The organism is Pedobacter cryoconitis (assembly GCF_014200595.1).
Taxonomy (GTDB): domain Bacteria; phylum Bacteroidota; class Bacteroidia; order Sphingobacteriales; family Sphingobacteriaceae; genus Pedobacter; species Pedobacter cryoconitis_C.
This window is the reverse complement of sequence record NZ_JACHCG010000001.1, coordinates 2,016,198-2,034,753: the sequence shown is the minus strand read 5'-3', so window position 1 is coordinate 2,034,753 and position 18,556 is coordinate 2,016,198. Positions and strand designations below refer to the sequence as shown.

At 38.6% G+C, this 18,556-nt stretch carries 18 protein-coding genes; 11 read left to right on the top strand and 7 right to left on the bottom strand.

The genetic code is table 11. The annotated features are described in order from the left end of the window. Positions 1 to 30 precede the first annotated feature (30 nt). Both HDE70_RS08425 and HDE70_RS08420 read right to left on the bottom strand, forming a co-directional pair. The gene (locus HDE70_RS08425; protein WP_183869695.1) at positions 31 to 624 is read right to left on the bottom strand and encodes a TetR/AcrR family transcriptional regulator; all 594 of its coding nucleotides are present in this window, start codon (positions 622 to 624) and stop codon (positions 31 to 33) included. Between the two features lie 232 nt (positions 625 to 856). Continuing rightward, on the bottom strand, positions 857 to 1,654 hold the full coding sequence (locus HDE70_RS08420; RefSeq protein WP_183889364.1) for an AraC family transcriptional regulator: 798 nt from the start codon (positions 1,652 to 1,654) through the stop codon (positions 857 to 859). Positions 1,655 to 1,846: 192 nt separating this feature from the next. Here HDE70_RS08420 and HDE70_RS08415 point away from each other — a divergent pair, with 192 nt between their 5' ends. Further along, entirely contained in the window at positions 1,847 to 2,833 is a 987-nt protein-coding gene (locus tag HDE70_RS08415) for a polysaccharide deacetylase family protein (RefSeq protein WP_183889362.1), read from the top strand. Positions 2,834 to 2,880: 47 nt separating this feature from the next. Here the strand turns inward: HDE70_RS08415 and HDE70_RS08410 are convergent, their stop codons facing one another. Together HDE70_RS08410 and HDE70_RS08405 are read right to left on the bottom strand one after the other, a co-directional pair. Next, positions 2,881 to 3,552, bottom strand: coding sequence for a GDSL-type esterase/lipase family protein (locus HDE70_RS08410; protein WP_183889360.1), 672 nt, complete (start codon positions 3,550 to 3,552; stop codon positions 2,881 to 2,883). 26 nt (positions 3,553 to 3,578) lie between these two features. Continuing rightward, entirely contained in the window at positions 3,579 to 4,469 is an 891-nt protein-coding gene (locus HDE70_RS08405; RefSeq protein ID WP_183889358.1) for a LysR family transcriptional regulator, read from the bottom strand. Positions 4,470 to 4,544: 75 nt separating this feature from the next. Between HDE70_RS08405 and HDE70_RS08400 the strand changes: the two genes are divergently transcribed. The 7 genes from HDE70_RS08400 (at position 4,545) to HDE70_RS08370 (ending at position 13,824) form a co-directional block, all read left to right on the top strand. Further along, positions 4,545 to 5,606: a saccharopine dehydrogenase family protein gene (locus HDE70_RS08400; protein WP_221270747.1), complete on the top strand. Its 1,062-nt coding sequence runs from the start codon at positions 4,545 to 4,547 to the stop codon at positions 5,604 to 5,606. A gap of 5 nt (positions 5,607 to 5,611) precedes the next feature. After that, positions 5,612 to 6,517, top strand: coding sequence for a DUF1338 domain-containing protein (locus HDE70_RS08395; RefSeq protein WP_183889356.1), 906 nt, complete (start codon positions 5,612 to 5,614; stop codon positions 6,515 to 6,517). Between the two features lie 28 nt (positions 6,518 to 6,545). Beyond that, positions 6,546 to 8,075, top strand: coding sequence for an aldehyde dehydrogenase family protein (locus HDE70_RS08390; protein ID WP_183889354.1), 1,530 nt, complete (start codon positions 6,546 to 6,548; stop codon positions 8,073 to 8,075). A gap of 27 nt (positions 8,076 to 8,102) precedes the next feature. Continuing rightward, positions 8,103 to 11,012, top strand: a complete 2,910-nt coding sequence (locus HDE70_RS08385) for an FAD-binding and (Fe-S)-binding domain-containing protein (RefSeq protein ID WP_260160174.1) — start codon at positions 8,103 to 8,105, stop codon at positions 11,010 to 11,012. A 228-nt stretch (positions 11,013 to 11,240) separates the two neighbouring features. Beyond that, positions 11,241 to 12,047, top strand: a complete 807-nt coding sequence (locus HDE70_RS08380; protein WP_183889350.1) for an MlaE family ABC transporter permease — start codon at positions 11,241 to 11,243, stop codon at positions 12,045 to 12,047. Between the two features lies 1 nt (position 12,048). Continuing rightward, complete coding sequence (locus HDE70_RS08375; RefSeq protein ID WP_183869685.1) at positions 12,049 to 12,822, top strand: ABC transporter ATP-binding protein; 774 nt, start codon at positions 12,049 to 12,051, stop codon at positions 12,820 to 12,822. Further along, a complete protein-coding gene (locus HDE70_RS08370; protein WP_068398743.1) occupies positions 12,823 to 13,824 on the top strand; it encodes an MlaD family protein in 1,002 nt (333 codons plus the stop codon). Positions 13,825 to 13,897: 73 nt separating this feature from the next. Here HDE70_RS08370 and HDE70_RS08365 read toward each other — a convergent pair whose 3' ends face one another. Beyond that, positions 13,898 to 15,370: a PLP-dependent aminotransferase family protein gene (locus tag HDE70_RS08365; protein WP_183889348.1), complete on the bottom strand. Its 1,473-nt coding sequence runs from the start codon at positions 15,368 to 15,370 to the stop codon at positions 13,898 to 13,900. Positions 15,371 to 15,577: 207 nt separating this feature from the next. Here HDE70_RS08365 and HDE70_RS08360 point away from each other — a divergent pair, with 207 nt between their 5' ends. Both HDE70_RS08360 and HDE70_RS08355 read left to right on the top strand, forming a co-directional pair. Beyond that, positions 15,578 to 16,024, top strand: coding sequence for a DoxX family protein (locus HDE70_RS08360; RefSeq protein ID WP_183869682.1), 447 nt, complete (start codon positions 15,578 to 15,580; stop codon positions 16,022 to 16,024). A 10-nt stretch (positions 16,025 to 16,034) separates the two neighbouring features. Continuing rightward, entirely contained in the window at positions 16,035 to 16,460 is a 426-nt protein-coding gene (locus HDE70_RS08355) for a GNAT family N-acetyltransferase (protein ID WP_183889346.1), read from the top strand. A 10-nt stretch (positions 16,461 to 16,470) separates the two neighbouring features. Here HDE70_RS08355 and msrB read toward each other — a convergent pair whose 3' ends face one another. Both msrB and HDE70_RS08345 read right to left on the bottom strand, forming a co-directional pair. Beyond that, entirely contained in the window at positions 16,471 to 16,974 is a 504-nt protein-coding gene (msrB, locus tag HDE70_RS08350) for a peptide-methionine (R)-S-oxide reductase MsrB (RefSeq protein ID WP_111633870.1), read from the bottom strand. Positions 16,975 to 17,083: 109 nt separating this feature from the next. Continuing rightward, on the bottom strand, positions 17,084 to 17,662 hold the full coding sequence (locus HDE70_RS08345; RefSeq protein WP_111633899.1) for a fasciclin domain-containing protein: 579 nt from the start codon (positions 17,660 to 17,662) through the stop codon (positions 17,084 to 17,086). A 204-nt stretch (positions 17,663 to 17,866) separates the two neighbouring features. On the opposite strand from HDE70_RS08345, the gene HDE70_RS08340 reads away from it, so the two are divergent. Then, positions 17,867 to 18,406 (top strand): DUF4303 domain-containing protein, encoded by a 540-nt coding sequence (locus tag HDE70_RS08340; protein WP_183889344.1) that lies wholly within the window; start codon positions 17,867 to 17,869, stop codon positions 18,404 to 18,406. Positions 18,407 to 18,556: the final 150 nt, after the last annotated feature.

The following is an 18,556-nucleotide window of genomic DNA, read 5'->3' as shown; positions in this document are numbered from 1 at the left end:
TTTCTATTGTGAATTTATATTGAATACGATTTATTTTATAGGATAGATCATCTCAAAAATGAGCTGCTTTCTTTGTTTCATTAGTTTATGATATTCCTGATCACTTATTCTCATAAAGCTTTTACTCAGATTAGCTGATAGTAATGGATAAGCCATTAGCGCAAATAGGTTCATCATATAATGACGGGGATCCATTACCTGGATATTTCCTTTGTCCATTTCCTCTTTGATCTCTGCCAGAAACGGCTTAGTATGTGTGTCATGAACCTCGTCTGCATGTTCCTGGTTATAACGGTTAGTCTCGGTAATCAGAAACAATTCCCGGTAAGGATAGGCTATGGTCTGATCCATGAAAACATTGATCAGTTTTTTTAATTTTTCTTTAAATGTCAGTTTCCCTGTAAAAGCATCCGACATGATCTGACGCAATTCATTCATAGCCTCCTCAGTAACCTGCTCAAATAATAGTTTTCTGGATCTGAAGTAATAATGAACAAGAGTTCTGTTTACACCTGCGGCATCGGCGATGTCCTGAGTTGTAGCATGTAACTTTCCATCCGCAAAAAACAATTTCTTGGCGGTATCTTTAATTAGTTGTTCTGTTCCTTTATCTTTTACTGGCATTGTGACCTGTTTTTAATATTAATGTTTGACAATTTTGTTAAACAATGATATTAGCAAATACCCAGCCTCTTTTCACATGAATGCAATCAAGGCTGAGCTTTAAATACGATTATTGTTTTTTATAACAATCGACTTTAAGACCAAATTAGTCAAATAAGGAATGCCAGATAGAAGAAATTGACCAACGGCAGAAACACACCGACGAACAACTGGTTCTACAGGATGGAATGAATTATAGGTTTTGTTTATTTTTTAGTAATTTACTGACATGACTTTCATCGGTTAGTCCAAATTCGAGTACAATTTGTTTCAGACTGTAGTATCCGCTGGCCATTCTTTTTTGAATAAGTGTTCTGCGGTAGTTTCCGATATAATCACGCATGGTTATCCCTGTATTTCTTTTAAAATAAGGGCCGATATAATCAGGAGTCGTATGAAAATGACTGGCCATAACCTGTGCTTTAAGCCGGTGAGGCGTGTAAATATGTTCGTGGATATAAGCGAAAACCGATTCCATTTCTTTACCCTTTCTTTCTTGGGAAGTAATTTCAGGAAGGTTTCTTCTGAGGATGGTCGCAAGGGCCATGATCTGAAGCCAGATTAAACGCTCATTGGTCTGAAGATCGGGCTTCAGATTGATAATAACTTCATAAATAGAGTCTATTACCAGCTGATCGATAGTCTTCAGTTCAAACCCTGATAAACCAATTTCCTTGTTCTTGATCAGATACTCCATTTCCTGAACCCACTGATCTTTTACTTTCTCCTCTCCATGAAGATAGAAATCAGTAAATTTCAGAAAAACAAAACGGGTACTCTCTTTGATTTCAAAGTAGTGTTCATCTTCAGGCCCCAGCAAAAACAGATCTCCCTGTTTATAATTGATAATTCCCTTATTGAGATGATGAAGACCCGTTCCTTTTTTGATATAGATCAGCTCATAGTGGTTATGATTATGCACAGGATGCTCCCAGTTCGTAATTTCAAAATCTGAAATAATTACAGGCAAAAACTGGCGATAGCGCTTCATAGCGGAAAGATACAAAAACTTAGCAGTGTTCTACTTATAATCTGGTCTGTTTTCCTCTCAAATTTGACTTATGAAAGATATCAATATAACCTATGTGCTTGCCCGCTTACCATGGGGCATATTTTGCTGTATTATATCGCTACCTGGATTTTAATAAAATATCAATTGATCAACTAATCAGCAGAAAATAAGATGAGTACAAGAAAAGATTTTATCCGCCAGTCAGCAATTTTAGGTGCAGGCTCCCTCCTGTTACCTGCTACAGGATTTTCAAAAGTAATTGATAAGCCGGTATCACAACCTCAGGCTCCTGTAGGAGATTTACAAAAGCCGTCAAAATGGGCTGATGGCAGCCGGCTTGTTATTTCCATTTCCATGCAATTTGAAGCTGGCGGAGAACCAGAAACGGGTTTTGACAGCCCTTTTCCACCAAACCTGGAAAAAGGTTATACCGATTTACCTGCTAAAACATGGTTTCAGTATGGTTATAAACAGGGAATTCCCCGTTTATTAGCGCTGTGGGATAAATATAATATCAAAGTGACCAGCCATATGATCGGTGAGGCGGTAAAACATAGTCCTGATCTGGCGCGTGAAATTGTAAAACGCGGCCATGAGGCAGCAGCGCACGGTTTAAACTGGACACCACAGTATAATCTATCTTACCAACAAGAGAAGAAATTTATTCAGGATGGCGTTGCAATTATTAAAGAGATCACTGGAAAAACAGCGGTTGGTTACAATTGCAACTGGTTACGAAGAAGTAAAAATACGCTGGCTATATTACAGGAGCTCGGTTTTACTTATCATATTGATGACTTAAGCCGGGATGAACCTTTTTTAATCCCTGTAAAAGGAAAGAATTTTGCCGTTGTTCCTTACACCCTGCGCTGTAATGATATCCAATTGCTGGAAGGCCGTTATTTTTCTTCACAACAATTTGGTGAACAGTTAAGACTGGAATTTGATCAATTGTATGAGGAAGGTGAAAAATACCGCAGACAAATGTCAATTAGCACGCATGATAGAATCAGTGGAACACCTGCACAAGTCAAAGTTTTAGATCAGTTTCTAGCTTACGCGGCTAAACAACCTGGTGTTAAATTTATGCGAAAGGATGAGATTGCAAATCTGGCATTTAAGGATCATACCACGATGATTGATCCTGATTATCGCTAAATACAAGATGATCCCTGGTTTATTACGGGCAGGGATCATCTTGTATCTTAATCTTTTAATAAGTAAGGTTTCAGTAATTTATTCCAGATTTCATATCCGGAAGCATTCATATGCAGCATATCTTCTTTAAATAATTCAGGCTGCATTTCTCCTTTTTTATCAAACATCGGCTTGTAGATATCAAGAAATACGGTATTCTGCTCTCCTTTTAAAAAATCTTGTACCAATTGATTAGCTTTTACCCCTTTTGATAAGTATTGTGCTCTGGAAGGACTTGCTTTGATCGCTATATAAACAATAGGGACTACGGGTAATTTAACTCTTATATCAGTATACAGCTTTTTAAAACTCTGGAATACTTCCTCTCCGGATGCTGCTTTAATCAGGTCATTTTCACCTACATAAATGATCAGTTGTTTTGGATGGTAAGGAAATACAATATCTTCCAGATAACGGTCTACGTCACTGGTCACTGCGCCACCAATTCCTCTGTTTAATACGGTGTAATCTTTAAATGTTCTGGTAAAATCAACCCATAACCTGATTGAAGAACTTCCAATAAATAAAATCGGGTCTTTTGGAGGTGCATAAACTCTGTCATATTGTTTGATAGCTTGTATATCATCCCAAAATGCAGGCTTATCCTGTGCAGAAGAATTGAAATTAAATAGTAAAAGGAATGTGGAGCTAAACGCGATTGCTTTAAAAATTTTCAACATCCCCAAAACTATCTATAATAATAGCATCAGACAAGCATTTCTAATAAATAAGGCAACGCAGGATTATCATTGATCTTTTTCCATACCGCATACAGCTCAGTTTGCTGAGGTATGTTTTTCAATTCGATAAATTTAACCCCTTGATTGCCCGGGGTAGCTAAGGAAGTCGGGATAATAGAAAGTCCCATTCCATTCTCCACGAGTTTGAATATAGTTGGCGCATGGATAGAGCGATGCGATAGTTTTGGTGTAAAACCCTGATCAGCGCATAAATTAATGATCTGCTGATAATACAGCTGGCTCTGATCATTTGGAAAAAGTATAAAATATTCATCTTTTAACTCCCCTATATGTTTGAAATCCTGAGCAGACATGGGATGATCTGCTGGCAATACTAGTGTAAAAGTCTCTTTATATACACTTTTGATCATCATCTCTTGTCCAACCTGGTTAGAACGCATAAAGCCAAGATCAATATCTCCCTTTTCTAAGGCCAGCAACTGTTCTTTATTGGTTAACTCTTCTAAATGGAATTCAATATTCGGACAATCACTGTTGAACTGTTTAAGTAAAACTGGTAGTATAGACTGCATTGCTGAGGCTACAAAGCTAATTCCAAGCTGCCCGGTATTCCCTTTTTGCAGCAGCTGTACATTATTAACAGCTATTTGCATTTTTTGAATGACCTGAACGGCATCTTTATAAAAGAGTTTTCCGGCCTCATTTAAGACCACACGTTTGTTATTCCGGTCAAATAATGAATGACCAAGGCATTGTTCCAGTTGCTTAATCTGCTGGCTCAAAGCCGACTGGGATATAAATAACTTTTCAGCAGCTTTCCGGTAATGCAGTTCTTCGGCCAGCAGCTTAAAATAATTAAGGTGCCGCAGTTCTATTTGATTAGTGATACTTATCATAGTTTAAGTAATCAGAATTATTACTAATGGTAAAACTAATGATATTTGAGATTGTAAACCAAAATAAACTTTATAATGATCAATAAAATTTTAAGCCTGGGCCTTGGCAAGGTAGGTACGCTGGTAGCCACATTGCTAAGTGACCAGTTCGAAGTGACCGGAATGGATAAACAAGCTCCACATTATGATTATGAGCTTCCATTCGCTATTGCCACTGGCGATGTATCTGACCTGGTTTTAATGGAAAAGATGATCGGTCAGTTTGATGCGGTGGTTTCTGCCCTGCCGTTTTTCTTAAACAGTCCGATTGCAAGAATCGCACACAGCTTAGGAAAACACTATTTTGATTTAACTGAGGACGTTCCTACGACTAATGAAATCAGAAAACTAAGTGAAACAGCAACGGCTGTAATGGCTCCTCAATGTGGTTTGGCCCCAGGATTAATAGGTATTATTGGTGCCCATCTGGGAAATGATTTTGAAAAACTAAGATCAATTGATATGCGTGTTGGCGCTCTACCAAAGTATCCGAACGGCGCAATGGGTTATGCATTTAACTGGTCTGCTGCTGGGGTAGTTAATGAATATATTAACGATGCTGAAGCTATTCACCATGGCCAGCGAAAAATGGTCCCCTCTTTACAGGGCAAAGAAGCTATCCAGATTAATGGTGCTTTATATGAAGCGTTTTATACCTCTGGCGGTTTGGGTACGATGTGCGAAACCTATGCCGGCAAACTGGACAGACTTGATTATAAAACTATTCGTTATCCGGGACATTGTGACCTGATGAACTTCCTGATTAATGAATTACATATGAAGGAAGATAAACAACGATTGGAAGATATTCTTAAAAATGCCAAACCTCCGGTCGATGAAGATGTTGTTATTATCTATGCAGATGCCGAAGGATGGAAAAACAATGAATTGAAACGCAATGAATTCTGTAGATCTTACGGCCCGATTGAGTTAAATGGTAATTCCTGGAGAGCTATTTCCTGGACTACAGCAGCAAGTATTGTTGCAGTGGTAGAAATGGTTGCCAATGGGTCATTACCTTCAAAAGGCTTTATCAAACAGGAAGAAATTTCGTTCGAAGCCCTTTTAAATACAAAATGCGGTAGTCTCTTTAAATAAAGAACATGAATTTTAATCATAACAGTCCATTAGATATTTTTCTGACTGAACTTTTTGACCGGTACCGCGAAGCCGTGCCAGAGGTCAATAAAATCACAGCCGCTTTATTAAAAAATGGTGTGGTCAATTCTCAGGATGAAATAGTAAATGATCATATCGCTTTCAGAACGCTTGGAGTTCCGGACCTTGGCATCAAATCTTTTGAAAAGATCTTTTTGTTTCATGGTTATCAAAAGAGAGATCATTACTATTTTGAAGAGAAGAAACTGGATGCCTACTGGTACGCCCCTCCTGCTCCTGAATATCCGCGAATCTTTTTAAGCGAACTTAAAGTAGATCAGCTGAGTCAAAATACACAGGAGATTATCAAAAAATATACGGGTGATATCAAATCAGATCCTGTGGATGCGCTGGATCTGAACGATGGTGAAGCTATCGCTGCATTTTTACACCATCCATTATGGAAATTACCAGATTTAAAAGATTATACTGCATTGCTCCAGGAAAGTGAGTATGCTGCCTGGGTAATTTATAATCGGTATTACCTGAACCATTATACAATCAGTGTCCACGCACTGCCTGAAGGTTATCAGTCTCTCCCTGATTTTAATCAGTTTGTAGAAGGTCTGGGAATCAAACTGAATGATGCTGGCGGAAAAATTAAAACAAGTGCTGACGGCTTATTAAGTCAAAGCAGTACCGTGGCCGGCTTACATGAAGTCGAGTTTGCTGATGGTGCAAAAACACAGATTGCCGGCAGTTATGTAGAGTTTGCGGAACGTTCAGTGCTGCCTGCTTATAGTCATCTTAAACCTGAAGAGATTCAGCCAGTACACCGGAGAGAAGGTTTTGAAACCAGCAATGCTGATAAGATTTTCGAAAGCACTTACACCGGACAAGTAAAGTCCTGAAATTATTAAAAGATATATTATTAAAGATATGGATATCAAAAAAGTATTAAGCCAATTAGGCATTGCGGAAAATAACAGTGGTACTTCAACCGGACATCAATGGATGGAATCGGGCGCAAAAGTTATCACTTCTTCATCGCCTGTAGATGGCAAAGAAATAGCAAAAGTAAGCACAACAAGTCCTGAAGATTATGAAAAAGTAATCAGTACGAGTGCTGAAGCATTTTTATTCTGGCGTAATGTGCCTGCACCAAAAAGAGGTGAAATAGTGAGGCAACTGGGTGAAGCACTTCGTTTGAATAAAGAAAATCTGGGTATCCTGGTTTCTTATGAAATGGGAAAAAGCTTACAGGAAGGCCTTGGGGAAGTTCAGGAAATGATAGATATCTGTGATTTCGCCGTTGGACTATCCAGACAACTGTATGGTTTGACGATGCACTCTGAAAGGCCAGATCACAGAATGTACGAACAATGGCATCCGCTGGGTATTGTTGGTGTAATCTCTGCATTTAACTTCCCTGTAGCTGTATGGAGCTGGAATACTGCATTAGCATTGGTTTGCGGAAATGTTTGTGTTTGGAAACCTTCTTCTAAAACGCCACTTTGTGCAGTTGCCTGTCAGCATATTATTGCGTCAGTTTTAAAAGCGAATGACATGCCGGAAGGAATCAGCGCGTTAATTACAGGAAATCCTGTTGGCGATCTGATTAATAACGATCCAAGAATTCCGCTGGTTTCTTTTACAGGATCAACCAGAGTTGGCCGTCTGGTTTCATCTGCGGTAGCAGGTCGTTTCGGAAGAACGATTCTTGAACTTGGTGGTAACAATGCGATTATCGTTTCCAAAGATGCGGATCTGGATATCGCTATTATTGGCGCTGCATTCGGCGCAGTAGGAACAGCAGGACAAAGATGTACTTCGACCAGGCGTTTAATCATTCATGAGGAAATTTATGAAGAGTTTAAAACTAAGCTTGTCAAAGCTTATGGACAACTTCGTATTGGAGATCCGTTAGATCAGAACAATCATGTTGGCCCGCTGATTGATAAAGCTGCTGTAGAGGTTTATTTAGAGGCTATTGAAAAAGGCAGGGCTCAGGGTGCAAACTTTATTGCAGAAGGTGGCGTTCTTGCGGGCGGCCCTTATGGTTCAGGCTGTTATGTTAAACCTTGTATTGCAGAAGTGAAAAATCATTATCAAATTGTACAGGAAGAAACTTTTGCACCTATTCTATATATCATGAGTTATAAAACTCTGGAAGAAGCAATTGCCCTTCAAAATGGTGTTCCGCAAGGGCTTTCATCTGCAATCATGACTTTAAACCTGAGAGAAGCTGAACTATTCTTATCTACTAATGGATCTGACTGCGGTATCGCAAATGTGAATATCGGTACTTCTGGTGCTGAAATTGGCGGTGCTTTCGGTGGTGAAAAAGAAACAGGTGGTGGTAGAGAAAGTGGATCTGATGCCTGGAAAGGATATATGCGCAGACAAACCAATACAATCAATTACGCGAATAAATTACCACTGGCACAAGGTATTAAATTCGATCTTTAGATTGATATGACTATCAGCAATGACCAAATGAAATCCCTGTCCGGCTCACTGGACGGGGATTTTTTCACTGACAATCAGACGCGTATTTTATATGCTACAGATGCTTCAGCTTATAGGGAAATGCCACTCGCTGTTGCGATACCCAGGTCTGTTTCAGACCTGGAAAAACTGATCTTGTTTGCCACCAAACATGGGGTCTCGCTGATTCCCCGCACTGCCGGCACTTCACTTGCAGGACAAGTTGTAGGTAAAGGTATTGTGGTTGATGTTTCCAGGTATTTTAACAGGATCCTGGAAATTAATGCAGAAGAAAGATGGGTAAAAGTACAGCCCGGAGTTGTTCGTGATGAGCTTAACCAGTATCTTAAACCATTTGGCCTGTATTTCGGGCCCGAAACTTCAACGGCTAACAGGGCGATGATTGGCGGAATGGTTGGTAATAATTCCTGTGGTTCAAACAGCCTGATTTATGGAAGTACCCGGGAGCATACGCTGGAAATTAAAGCCTTGCTTTCTGATGGTTCTGCGGTAGATTTTAAAGCCCTTGAATTTGAAGAATTCATTAAAAAGTGTGAAGGTGATTCTTTAGAAAATGAGCTGTACAGAAATATCAGGTCCTTACTCAGCAATTATGAAAATCAGCTGAGTATCCGGGAGCAATTTCCAGCTAAAAGCATCGAGAGGCGAAATACTGGTTATGCGATTGATATTTTGCTGGACACCTCTCCTTTTACAGCGGAAACAGCAGACTTCAATTTCTGTAAGCTCATTGCTGGCTCCGAAGGTACACTGGCATTCATTACAGAGATCAAACTTAACCTGGAACCTGTTTTAAAAGAAGAAACAGCATTATTGTGTATACATTTCAATAGTATTGACGATGCATTGCTGGCTAATCTGATCGCTTTAAAGTATAAGCCAAGGGTAAGTGAACTGATAGATCATCTGATTCTTGAATGTACCAAAGAAAATATGGAGCAATCAAAAAATCGTTTTTTTGTTTCAGGTGACCCCGCTGCTATTCTTGTCGTAGAGTATTCAGGAAAGAATAAACAGGAAATTACAGAAAAGGCAGCCAGAGTTGAGGCAGAAATGAGGGCGAATGGGCTGGGCTATCATTTTCCTTTGGTATTTGGCCCGGATATGTCCAGAATCTGGTCTTTAAGAAAAGCAGGTCTTGGCTTATTAAGCAATCTTCCCGGCGACGAAAAAGCAGTAGCTGTGATTGAAGACACAGCTGTGGATGTAAAAGATTTGCCGGCTTATATCCGCGATTTTAATGAAATCCTTAAAAAGCATGGCCTGTTTTCCGTTCATTATGCACATGCTGGTTCAGGAGAAATACACCTGCGGCCTATACTGAATCTTAAAACAGTAGAAGGTAACCGCTTATTCAGGGTAATTGCAGAAGAAATAGCTAAACTTGTTAAACAATACAATGGTTCACTCAGTGGCGAACATGGTGATGGCAGGCTGCGCGGTGAATTCATTGAGCAAATGATTGGCCCGCGTAACTATAAAATGCTAAAGGACATTAAATCAACCTGGGATCCCAAAAACATCTTCAATCCCGGAAAGATTACGGACACGCCTGCTATGGATACCATGCTCCGGTATGAACCCAATCAGCAAACACCTGAAATCAAGACCGTATTCCGTTATCAGAATCAGAATATTTTACAGCATGCTGAACAATGTAATGGCTCAGGTGATTGCCGGAAATCTCATTTAGCCGGTGGCACTATGTGTCCATCTTTCATGGCTACAAGGAATGAGAAGGACACCACCAGGGCAAGAGCCAATATGCTGCGCGAAATGCTCACACATTCCACAAAAATCAATCGTTTCGATCATCAGGAACTTAAAGATGTGATGGATTTGTGCCTGAGCTGTAAAGGTTGTAAATCAGAATGTCCCTCGAATGTGGATATGGCCAAACTTAAAGCTGAATTTTTACAGGGTTATTATGACGCGAATGGGGTTCCATTGAAAACCTGGATAGTAGCTGGCTTTAATCAGCTTAACCGGGTCGCCTCTTTATCTCCGGGATTATACAATTGGAGTATCGGCAATAAAACTACGAATGCTTTTATTAAGAAGACTTGTGGTTTTGCTCAGGAACGTTCCCTCCCGCTATTGTATAAAACAACTTTAAGAAAATGGTTTACTCAACATCAAAAGCGTGTTGAACCTGATGTTTTAAAACAAAAATCTGTTTACTTTTTCTGTGATGAATTCACCAATTATCTGGATACCGAAATAGGGATTAAAGCGGTCCTTTTATTAGAGAAATTAGGTTATACAGTAATTATCCCTGAGCATCTGGAAAGTGGGAGAACCTGGATTTCCAAAGGTTTGCTACGCAAAGCTAAAAAGATTGCACAGCATAATGTATTCCAGCTCAGCAAAATTATCACTGAAGACACCCCTTTAATTGGTATAGAACCTTCTGCGATATTGACATTCAGGGATGAGTATGTTGATCTGGTAGATTTGCCGCAGTTAGAGATGGCAGAAAAACTTGCTAAAAATTGTTTATTGATAGATGAGTTCATTGCCAGGGAGATTGAAAATGGAAACATTTCTCAGTCCAGTTTCACTAAAGAAAACAGGTTGATCCAATTACATGGGCACTGTCAGCAGAAAGCATGGGCAGCTGTAGGCGCCTCTAAACAAATAATGGCTTTTCCTGAAAATTATAAAGTAGAAGTTATTCCTTCTGGCTGTTGCGGTATGGCTGGTTCATTTGGTTATGAGAAGAAGCATTACGAAATATCTATGCAAATCGGAGAATTGGTTCTGTTTCCTGAAGTCAGAAAGCAACCAGAAAATGTAATTATTGCTGCGACCGGAACAAGTTGCCGGCATCAGATCAAGGATGGCACCAGTAAAAAGGCATTACACCCAATAGAAGTATTGTATGATGCACTGGTTTAAAATTGTTTTTAAGCCTGTTTTCAAGATACTGGTGTTTAAACGAACACATCATTATTTTGTCATTTTAATGTAATCCAACTTGTGAATAATTACTGATGTATTACATTTGACCAAAATGCAGCTATAGTCAGCATAAAACCAAAACAATTTTGCGCTTTTATTGCTTACATATAAATAGAAAAAATAAAACCCTGATTTAAATTATATTTGGCTGCACAAACCTAAAGAATGGATCCTAACATAGAAAATCCGAACATCACGCCTCGCAAATACGTCATTTCTAAAAAACTTGACAGCATGTTCTTCGGTATATATCACGCTTATCAGTTTGTACTTCGCTTTTTTAAAGAAGTTTTTGTACCGCCCTACGAATTTAAAGAAATCATACATCAATGTTATGAAGTGGGTTATAAATCCCTGCCCCTGATCTCACTTACTGGTTTCATTACCGGGATTGTATTTACCAATCAATCCAGGCCTTCACTTGCCAATTTCGGTGCAACATCCTGGTTACCCTCTCTGATCTCTATTGCGATTATCCGTGCATTAGCTCCTTTAGTTACCGCATTAATTGCTGCCGGTAAAGTAGGTTCTAATATGGGTGCCGAGCTTGGATCAATGAAAGTTACAGAGCAGATTGATGCGATGGAAGTATCGGCAACCAATCCTTTTAAATACCTGGTAGTTAGCAGGATACTGGCAACTACCTTTATGATCCCTATACTGGTAATGTATACCGCTTGTGTAGCTTTAATGGGCGCTTTTTTAAGTGTCCACAGCAATGAGCAAACCAGTTTCTCCATGTTTTTCTCACAAGTATTTGATACCATCAGCTTTTTAGATATATTTTCAACTACCTTTAAATCAACGGTATTTGGTTTTACGATTGGCGTAGTTGGTTGTTATCACGGATACAATTCTTCCAAAGGTACTGAAGGTGTTGGAAGAGCAGCGAATTCGGCAGTAGTTGCCGCCATGTTCCTGATCTTTGTGGAAGAGATTATTATTGTTCAAATTGTAAATGCTTTCCGTTAATATGGTAAAAGAACAGAAAGCAATAGACAGAAATAATGCGGTTATTTCTATCAAAGGCTTAAAGAAAGCTTTTGGTGACCTTGAAGTACTGAGGGGTGTGGACCTGGAGGTTTATCAAGGGGAAAACCTGGTTGTACTGGGCCGCTCAGGTACTGGAAAATCTGTATTGATCAAAGTTATATCAGGTTTACTTCTTCCTGACGCGGGAGATGTAGATGTACTCGGGCAAAGCGTAGAGCATTTAAGTACCAGAGAATTGATGGCCTTACGATTAAAAGTAGGCTTCTCGTTTCAGAATAGTGCTTTATATGATAGTATGACTGTACGTCAAAATCTTGAATTCCCTTTAGTAAGAAATTCAAGAAATCTGAGACGTAAAGAAATCAATCGTGAAGTGGAAGATGTATTGGATGCGGTTGGTTTATCACAAACAATAGAACAAATGCCTTCAGAACTTTCCGGTGGACAGCGTAAAAGAATAGGTATTGCACGCACATTGATCCTAAGACCAGAAATTATGCTTTATGATGAGCCTACAGCCGGCCTTGACCCTATTACCTGTATTGAAATTAATAACCTGATCAACGAGGTTCAGGAAAAATATAAGACAACATCTATTATTATTACACACGATTTAACCTGTGCTAAAGAAACTGGCGATAGAATTGCTATGCTCTTAGATGGTCAGTTTGCGATACAGGGAACATTTGATGAAGTCTTTGCGAGTAAAGACGAACGTGTTCAATCTTTTTACAATTATAATTTTACACAATAAATGAGCGCTACAGAAAACAAAAGATCAATAGTTGTAGGAATATTCATCTTTATCGGACTTGCTATTTTCATTGCCGCGGTACTTACTTTAGGTGGGAAGCAAAAACGATTTGTGAGCAGTATTACCCTAAAAGCAGTTTTCAATAACGTAAATGGTATACAGGCTGGTAATAACATCTTCTTTTCGGGGGTAAAAATCGGAACAGTAAGCAAAATCAATTTTTACGGGAATGCACAAGTAGAAGTTACGATGCACATCGAAGAAGCTGCACAAAAATATATCCATAAGAACTCTGTGGCTAAACAAGGTTCTGAAGGCTTTATAGGAAATAAAATGATTGAAATCCTGCCTGGTCAGGGTGACGCGCCACAAGTGGAAGATGGAGACCGTATTAATGTCGCCACTGCTTTAGGCCCTGAAGATATCATGAAGACTTTACAGGCCAACAATAAAAATATACTGGTGATTACTGAAGATTTTAAAAAGGTAACGACAGATATGCTGCAAGGTAAAGGGACACTGGGAACTTTACTGGCCGATACTGTGATGGCAGGCCGCTTACGTCAGATGACCATTAATCTGGAGAATGCTTCAGCAAGTACTGCAAGAGTAACATCAGCAGTTGCCCAGTATACTTCTAAACTGAATACCAAAGGTACTTTGACTAACGAATTGCTAACTGACACTACTGTGTTTGCGAGCTTAAAAACAGCGGTTAAAAGTTTACAGAATACAGCAGCATCAGCTTCTGAAATGACGAATAACCTGAAGGTAACCAGCAATAAATTGAATTCGGATAAAAATGCTGTAGGTGTTTTACTGAATGATGAACAAACTGCTGCTAAATTGAAAAATACAGTTTCTAATCTGGAATCAAGTACTAAAAAACTGGATGAAAACATGGAAGCTTTACAACATAACTTCCTGTTAAGAGGATTCTTTAAAAAGAAAGCTAAAGCGGAAGCAGCTGCCAAAGAAAAATCAACACAAGATCCTAAATAATATAGCTTATCAGCTAGTTAAACCGGCCGCATAATTAAATGCGGCCGGTTTTTTATTGCTTTTTATTTCTTGATTAAATTGTGATTTTTCGCAGGATTTCTACAGCACGCTGCATTTCGCTTTCTTTTAAAGAAGCAAATCCGAAACGCATTCCGTTATGTTTTTGATCTTCTCCTTCGTAGTAGGCAGTACCGGCAAATAATAAACCAGCGGAACGGGCTTTTGAAATTATATCTCCTAGTGGATATTCCGCTTTAAATTTCAACCACAAGGCTAAACCTCCCTGTGGTTTAGTAAAATCTACGGCATGAGAAAGCTGATTAGCTACCATCAATGAAGTTTGGTCGCAGCGCTCATTGTATACTTTTTTGGATTTCTTGATATGCCTGTCTAACTCTCCATTATTAATAATAACTGACAGTGCTTCTTCCATCATAGTGTCCCCTCTCAGGTCAATCAATCTTTTCAAATTTGTAGCCTGAATAATAAAATTAGCCGCACCGATCAAATATCCAATCCTGCAAGAAGGTGCTAAAAGCTTTGTAAAAGACCCTATATAAAGTACATTACTATTATGAGCTGAGCTTGCAAGCGGAAGAACCGGGCTATTGTTATAATGAAAATCATAGTCGTAGTCATCCTCTATAACTGGCAATTGATAAGATCTTATCAATTCGAGTAACCTGGTTCTGCGCAACTGACTCATCGTCACAGTTGTTGGATGATGATGATGAGGAATAATGTAAAGTAAACTGATTTTCGTGCTTTTTAAGGCGTTCTCCACTCCTTCGATATCGATTCCATGCTCATCCACCGGTATCCGGATAAGATTGGCACCCAGCTGTTTAAAGACTTCGTCAGCAATATAATAGCTTGGGTCACTTACCAGTACATGATCACCAGGCTTAAGGATCATAGCCGCTGCAAGATAAATAGCCATCTGTGCACCTCTGGTAATCAAAAGATTATCAGTTGATATGTTTAATCCACGGGAATCATTCAGGAAATTGACTGTAGAATTTTTCAATGCTTGCGTACCCCCAAAATCCTTAAGAGACATTAATGTTTTGAGTCTTGAACCTTGCATCAATTTTCTATATTCCCGAAGCATACTATCAAACGGAGCCAGATCAGCATCCGGAAAACCATCATTAACAATTATTGAGTTGCGTTTTAACGGAAAACTATGCTGAACAGGGCCAGGGATATCATGCCTGAAACTGAATTTTGCAGGATCGGAATAGGTTTTATTTTTTCCACCTTCCTGAAAAGACCTTGGTTTGATTAAGGGCAGATCAAGAGCCACTCTGATTCCTACTCTGGGCAAAGTCTCAATCCAGTCTTGCGTGATCAACTCTTCATAAGCAGCAACAATTGTATTCCGGTGTTTATCAAGTAATACAGCCATTTCCCTTGTACTGGGTAAAAAAGTTCCGGGTTGTATTACCCCATCTGTTATCATAACAATTAGACAATCAGCAATTTGTCTATATACAGCTACAGAGCTGCTTTCATCAATTATGATCAGGGTTTTAAAAGGAAGCATTTGTTTTAAGCTGTAAATTTATAATAATAAGCCTGCTGAAAAGCGCAAATTCAACCTGATACAGCAGATTTTAAAGATACAAATTTCTTTATTCCGGTAAAGTTTATGATTAGTTCTTGTATTATTCTGGACTATTCAATTAGGTAGAACTGGTACATGAATGCCTTTGTTTACTGTGCTACTTTTGAGTTATCAAATCAATAAAAAATGAAAAACGAATTTTCAATCCCACAATTGTTCTTACGCCTGGCACTGGGTTTAGGTTTTATCCTCCCTGTTTTAGATCGTCTGGGAATTCTTGGACCTGCGGGCACAAAAAATGTGGCCTGGGGTAACTGGGAAAACTTTATCAGCTATACCAATACGCTTATGCCATTCTTAGGAAAATCTGCCGCTGGATTCATGGGGCTGATTGCGACCCTGGCAGAAGCAGCTTTTGCTGTACTGTTAATTACAGGCTACAAAACGCGGCTGGCAGCACAAGGCAGCTTTTTGCTTACACTGGCTTTTGGATTAAGTATGGCTATATTCTTAGGAATAAGGGCACCATTTAATTATTCCGTGTTTGCAGATAGCGCAGCAAGTCTTTTGCTTGCCTGTATTCCTGTATACAAATGGAGTCTGGATAATTATCTATCTAAAGAGGTCTTATAGAATTTAAAACATGGAAATATTAACTTTAAAACCAACAGATGAGCTGTCCGGATTCTGGAATGTGCTCAGTACTTTTCGAACCAATTTGCGGGAAGATACTTACCAGCAGGAATTATCAGAGATGATTAAAAATGGTTTTCATTTAATCTATATAATTGATAATGGAGAAATTGCGGGCTTTGCAGGATACCGTTATATCCAGAAGCTTTTTACGGGGAAAACGATCTATATCGATGATCTGTTTACCTTGCCTCAATACCGCGGCAAAGGTTATGCGGCTTCTTTACTAGAATATATCCATAAAGAAGCGGAAGCAGCAGGTATGAATAAAGTAGAACTGGATAGCGGCCCTACCAGAAATGATGCACACCGGTTATACCTAAATCATAAATATATCATTACCAGCATGCATTTTTCACGGCCTGTTTCTTCCTGAAAGAATGGTACTATTTACCTAAACCATCAGGTACAAAATCAAGAGATACAGAATTCATACAGAAGCGTTTATGTGTTGGTGCTGGCCCGTCATCAAAGATATGTCCGAGGTGAGAACCACAACGTGCACAAAGTACTTCTGTTCTTTCCATACCTAAAGAATTATCTGCTCTGTATATAGTGCTTTTAGTTTTTAGCGGTTCGAAAAAGCTCGGCCATCCGCAGGTACTTGCAAACTTTGCATCAGACTTAAATAGTGGATTTCCACAAACAGCACAGTAATACATTCCTCTGCGTTCAGAATTCCAAAGACTTCCCGTAAAGGCTTGCTGGGTTGCCCCTGTTCTTGCGACTGCGTAAAGCTCAGCAGGAAGTATTTTTTTCCATACCGCGTTACTTACTTTTAATACGTTAGTATCCGTTCTGGAGTAATAAGGGTTTTTTGTGGTTTTACCTTGACTGTAGCCAGTATAAAAGAACAATAATAGAATTGCAGAACTTAATATAGTTTTCATAATCTTCTTTTTATCATTTAGTCTGTTAAATAGAGAAAACCTTACAAAGAATAATCAGAAAAGCCTCTTAATTTTTCCGGAGGCTTTTCTGATATAAATATAGCTTAATCTATTTTGGCATCAATACACTATTTACTACATGGATAACACCATTTTTCTGGTAAACATCAGCAATTGTTACTGTGCTCATTCCACCTTTTTCATCTTTCAGCACTAATTTTTTGCCTTCCATCCATGCCCAAAGTTTTCCACCTTCAACAGTAGTCAGCTCAGCTTTACCTTTTCCTTTTTTGATGGCGGCTGCAATAGCTTTACTATCCATTTTTCCAGCAACAACATGGTAAGTAAGGATTTTGGTTAAGGTAGCTTTGTTTTCAGGTTTAACCAAAGTAGCGACAGTACCTTTTGGCAATTTATCAAATGCTTCATTAGTTGGTGCAAATACTGTAAACGGGCCAGCTCCTTTTAAAGTTTCGACTAAACCTGCAGCTTTAACAGCAGCAACCAATGTAGTATGGTCTTTAGAATTTACAGCATTATCAATAATATCTTTTGTAGGATACATTGCTGCACCACCTACCATTTTGGTATCGCCCGACATATTCATTTTTGATTGTGCCTGAACTTGTGTTTGTGAAGCAAATGCGATAGCTACTAAAGCAAATGCTGAGATAAATGTTTTTTTCATCTTAGTTTTGATATTTAACCACATTTACGACAGATGCTATACTATTGGTTTTTAAAAGACCAAATAAGTAACATAACGCACTGACTATTAATGAATTTATTTTGATATAATCACCTTAATGATAATTATCGTAACTTGCTGTCGTTATTAATTACCTGGGGGTAAAAATAAAGAAATATCAATTAATATTAATCAGACATAGCTATGCAGGAAATAGATTTTAATAAAATACAAAATGAGTTACTGGCTTTTACAAAAACTGAGGTAAGCAAGTTCTTAGCAGCGCATCCCGATGAAGTTTTTTACGCATTTGCATTTGATTGTAACGCAGAAGATGCCGAAGTAAATTTGTGTTTCAATACAGAAAGTGCCTTTTCAACTCTCCTTACAGAATCTCAAAGTGGAAAGTATAAAGCTTCTTATCAAACTGTAGAACAAATTAATGAACTGAGATATAATACCGGCGATTGGGAGTATCAATCTTTTGCCACCACTTATGTACTTTCTGAGGAAGAATTATTTGGTGATGGTGAAGATGATGATCATGAGGAAACTGAAGATGACGAAGGACCTGCCAATGAACTCACACAAAATTTGCTATTGCATTTTTCTAAAACCTTAGTTGAATTTACCAAAACTGAAGAATACCAGAAAATCCATAAGACACCGGATTTTAAAATATTCTGTATAGATCACGATGAAAATCTGGATGAAGCAGAACTAAGGATGAGCAGCGTCAGCTAACTCGTTAATATCCTTAAATTCTTTTTATAAGTCCTTCTGTTGATAAAATCGTTCAGCACAAGGGCTTTTTTATGTCCAGAACACTCGTTAAAATCTTGCAACAAATGAAAAATCATATTTAATGAATAAAGTATACTAATTTAGTAGTGT

Bases quoted from the DNA above. Each gene is read 5' to 3' on its own strand.
- HDE70_RS08425 (WP_183869695.1), bottom strand. From the start codon at position 624: ATGCCAGTAAAAGATAAAGGAACAGAACAACTAATTAAAGATACCGCC.
- HDE70_RS08420 (WP_183889364.1), bottom strand. From the start codon at position 1,654: ATGAAGCGCTATCGCCAGTTTTTGCCTGTAATTATTTCAGATTTTGAA.
- HDE70_RS08415 (WP_183889362.1), top strand. From the start codon at position 1,847: ATGAGTACAAGAAAAGATTTTATCCGCCAGTCAGCAATTTTAGGTGCA.
- HDE70_RS08410 (WP_183889360.1), bottom strand. From the start codon at position 3,552: ATGTTGAAAATTTTTAAAGCAATCGCGTTTAGCTCCACATTCCTTTTA.
- HDE70_RS08405 (WP_183889358.1), bottom strand. From the start codon at position 4,469: ATGATAAGTATCACTAATCAAATAGAACTGCGGCACCTTAATTATTTT.
- HDE70_RS08400 (WP_221270747.1), top strand. From the start codon at position 4,545: ATGATCAATAAAATTTTAAGCCTGGGCCTTGGCAAGGTAGGTACGCTG.
- HDE70_RS08395 (WP_183889356.1), top strand. From the start codon at position 5,612: ATGAATTTTAATCATAACAGTCCATTAGATATTTTTCTGACTGAACTT.
- HDE70_RS08390 (WP_183889354.1), top strand. From the start codon at position 6,546: ATGGATATCAAAAAAGTATTAAGCCAATTAGGCATTGCGGAAAATAAC.
- HDE70_RS08385 (WP_260160174.1), top strand. From the start codon at position 8,103: ATGAAATCCCTGTCCGGCTCACTGGACGGGGATTTTTTCACTGACAAT.
- HDE70_RS08380 (WP_183889350.1), top strand. From the start codon at position 11,241: ATGGATCCTAACATAGAAAATCCGAACATCACGCCTCGCAAATACGTC.
- HDE70_RS08375 (WP_183869685.1), top strand. From the start codon at position 12,049: ATGGTAAAAGAACAGAAAGCAATAGACAGAAATAATGCGGTTATTTCT.
- HDE70_RS08370 (WP_068398743.1), top strand. From the start codon at position 12,823: ATGAGCGCTACAGAAAACAAAAGATCAATAGTTGTAGGAATATTCATC.
- HDE70_RS08365 (WP_183889348.1), bottom strand. From the start codon at position 15,370: ATGCTTCCTTTTAAAACCCTGATCATAATTGATGAAAGCAGCTCTGTA.
- HDE70_RS08360 (WP_183869682.1), top strand. From the start codon at position 15,578: ATGAAAAACGAATTTTCAATCCCACAATTGTTCTTACGCCTGGCACTG.
- HDE70_RS08355 (WP_183889346.1), top strand. From the start codon at position 16,035: ATGGAAATATTAACTTTAAAACCAACAGATGAGCTGTCCGGATTCTGG.
- msrB (WP_111633870.1), bottom strand. From the start codon at position 16,974: ATGAAAACTATATTAAGTTCTGCAATTCTATTATTGTTCTTTTATACT.
- HDE70_RS08345 (WP_111633899.1), bottom strand. From the start codon at position 17,662: ATGAAAAAAACATTTATCTCAGCATTTGCTTTAGTAGCTATCGCATTT.
- HDE70_RS08340 (WP_183889344.1), top strand. From the start codon at position 17,867: ATGCAGGAAATAGATTTTAATAAAATACAAAATGAGTTACTGGCTTTT.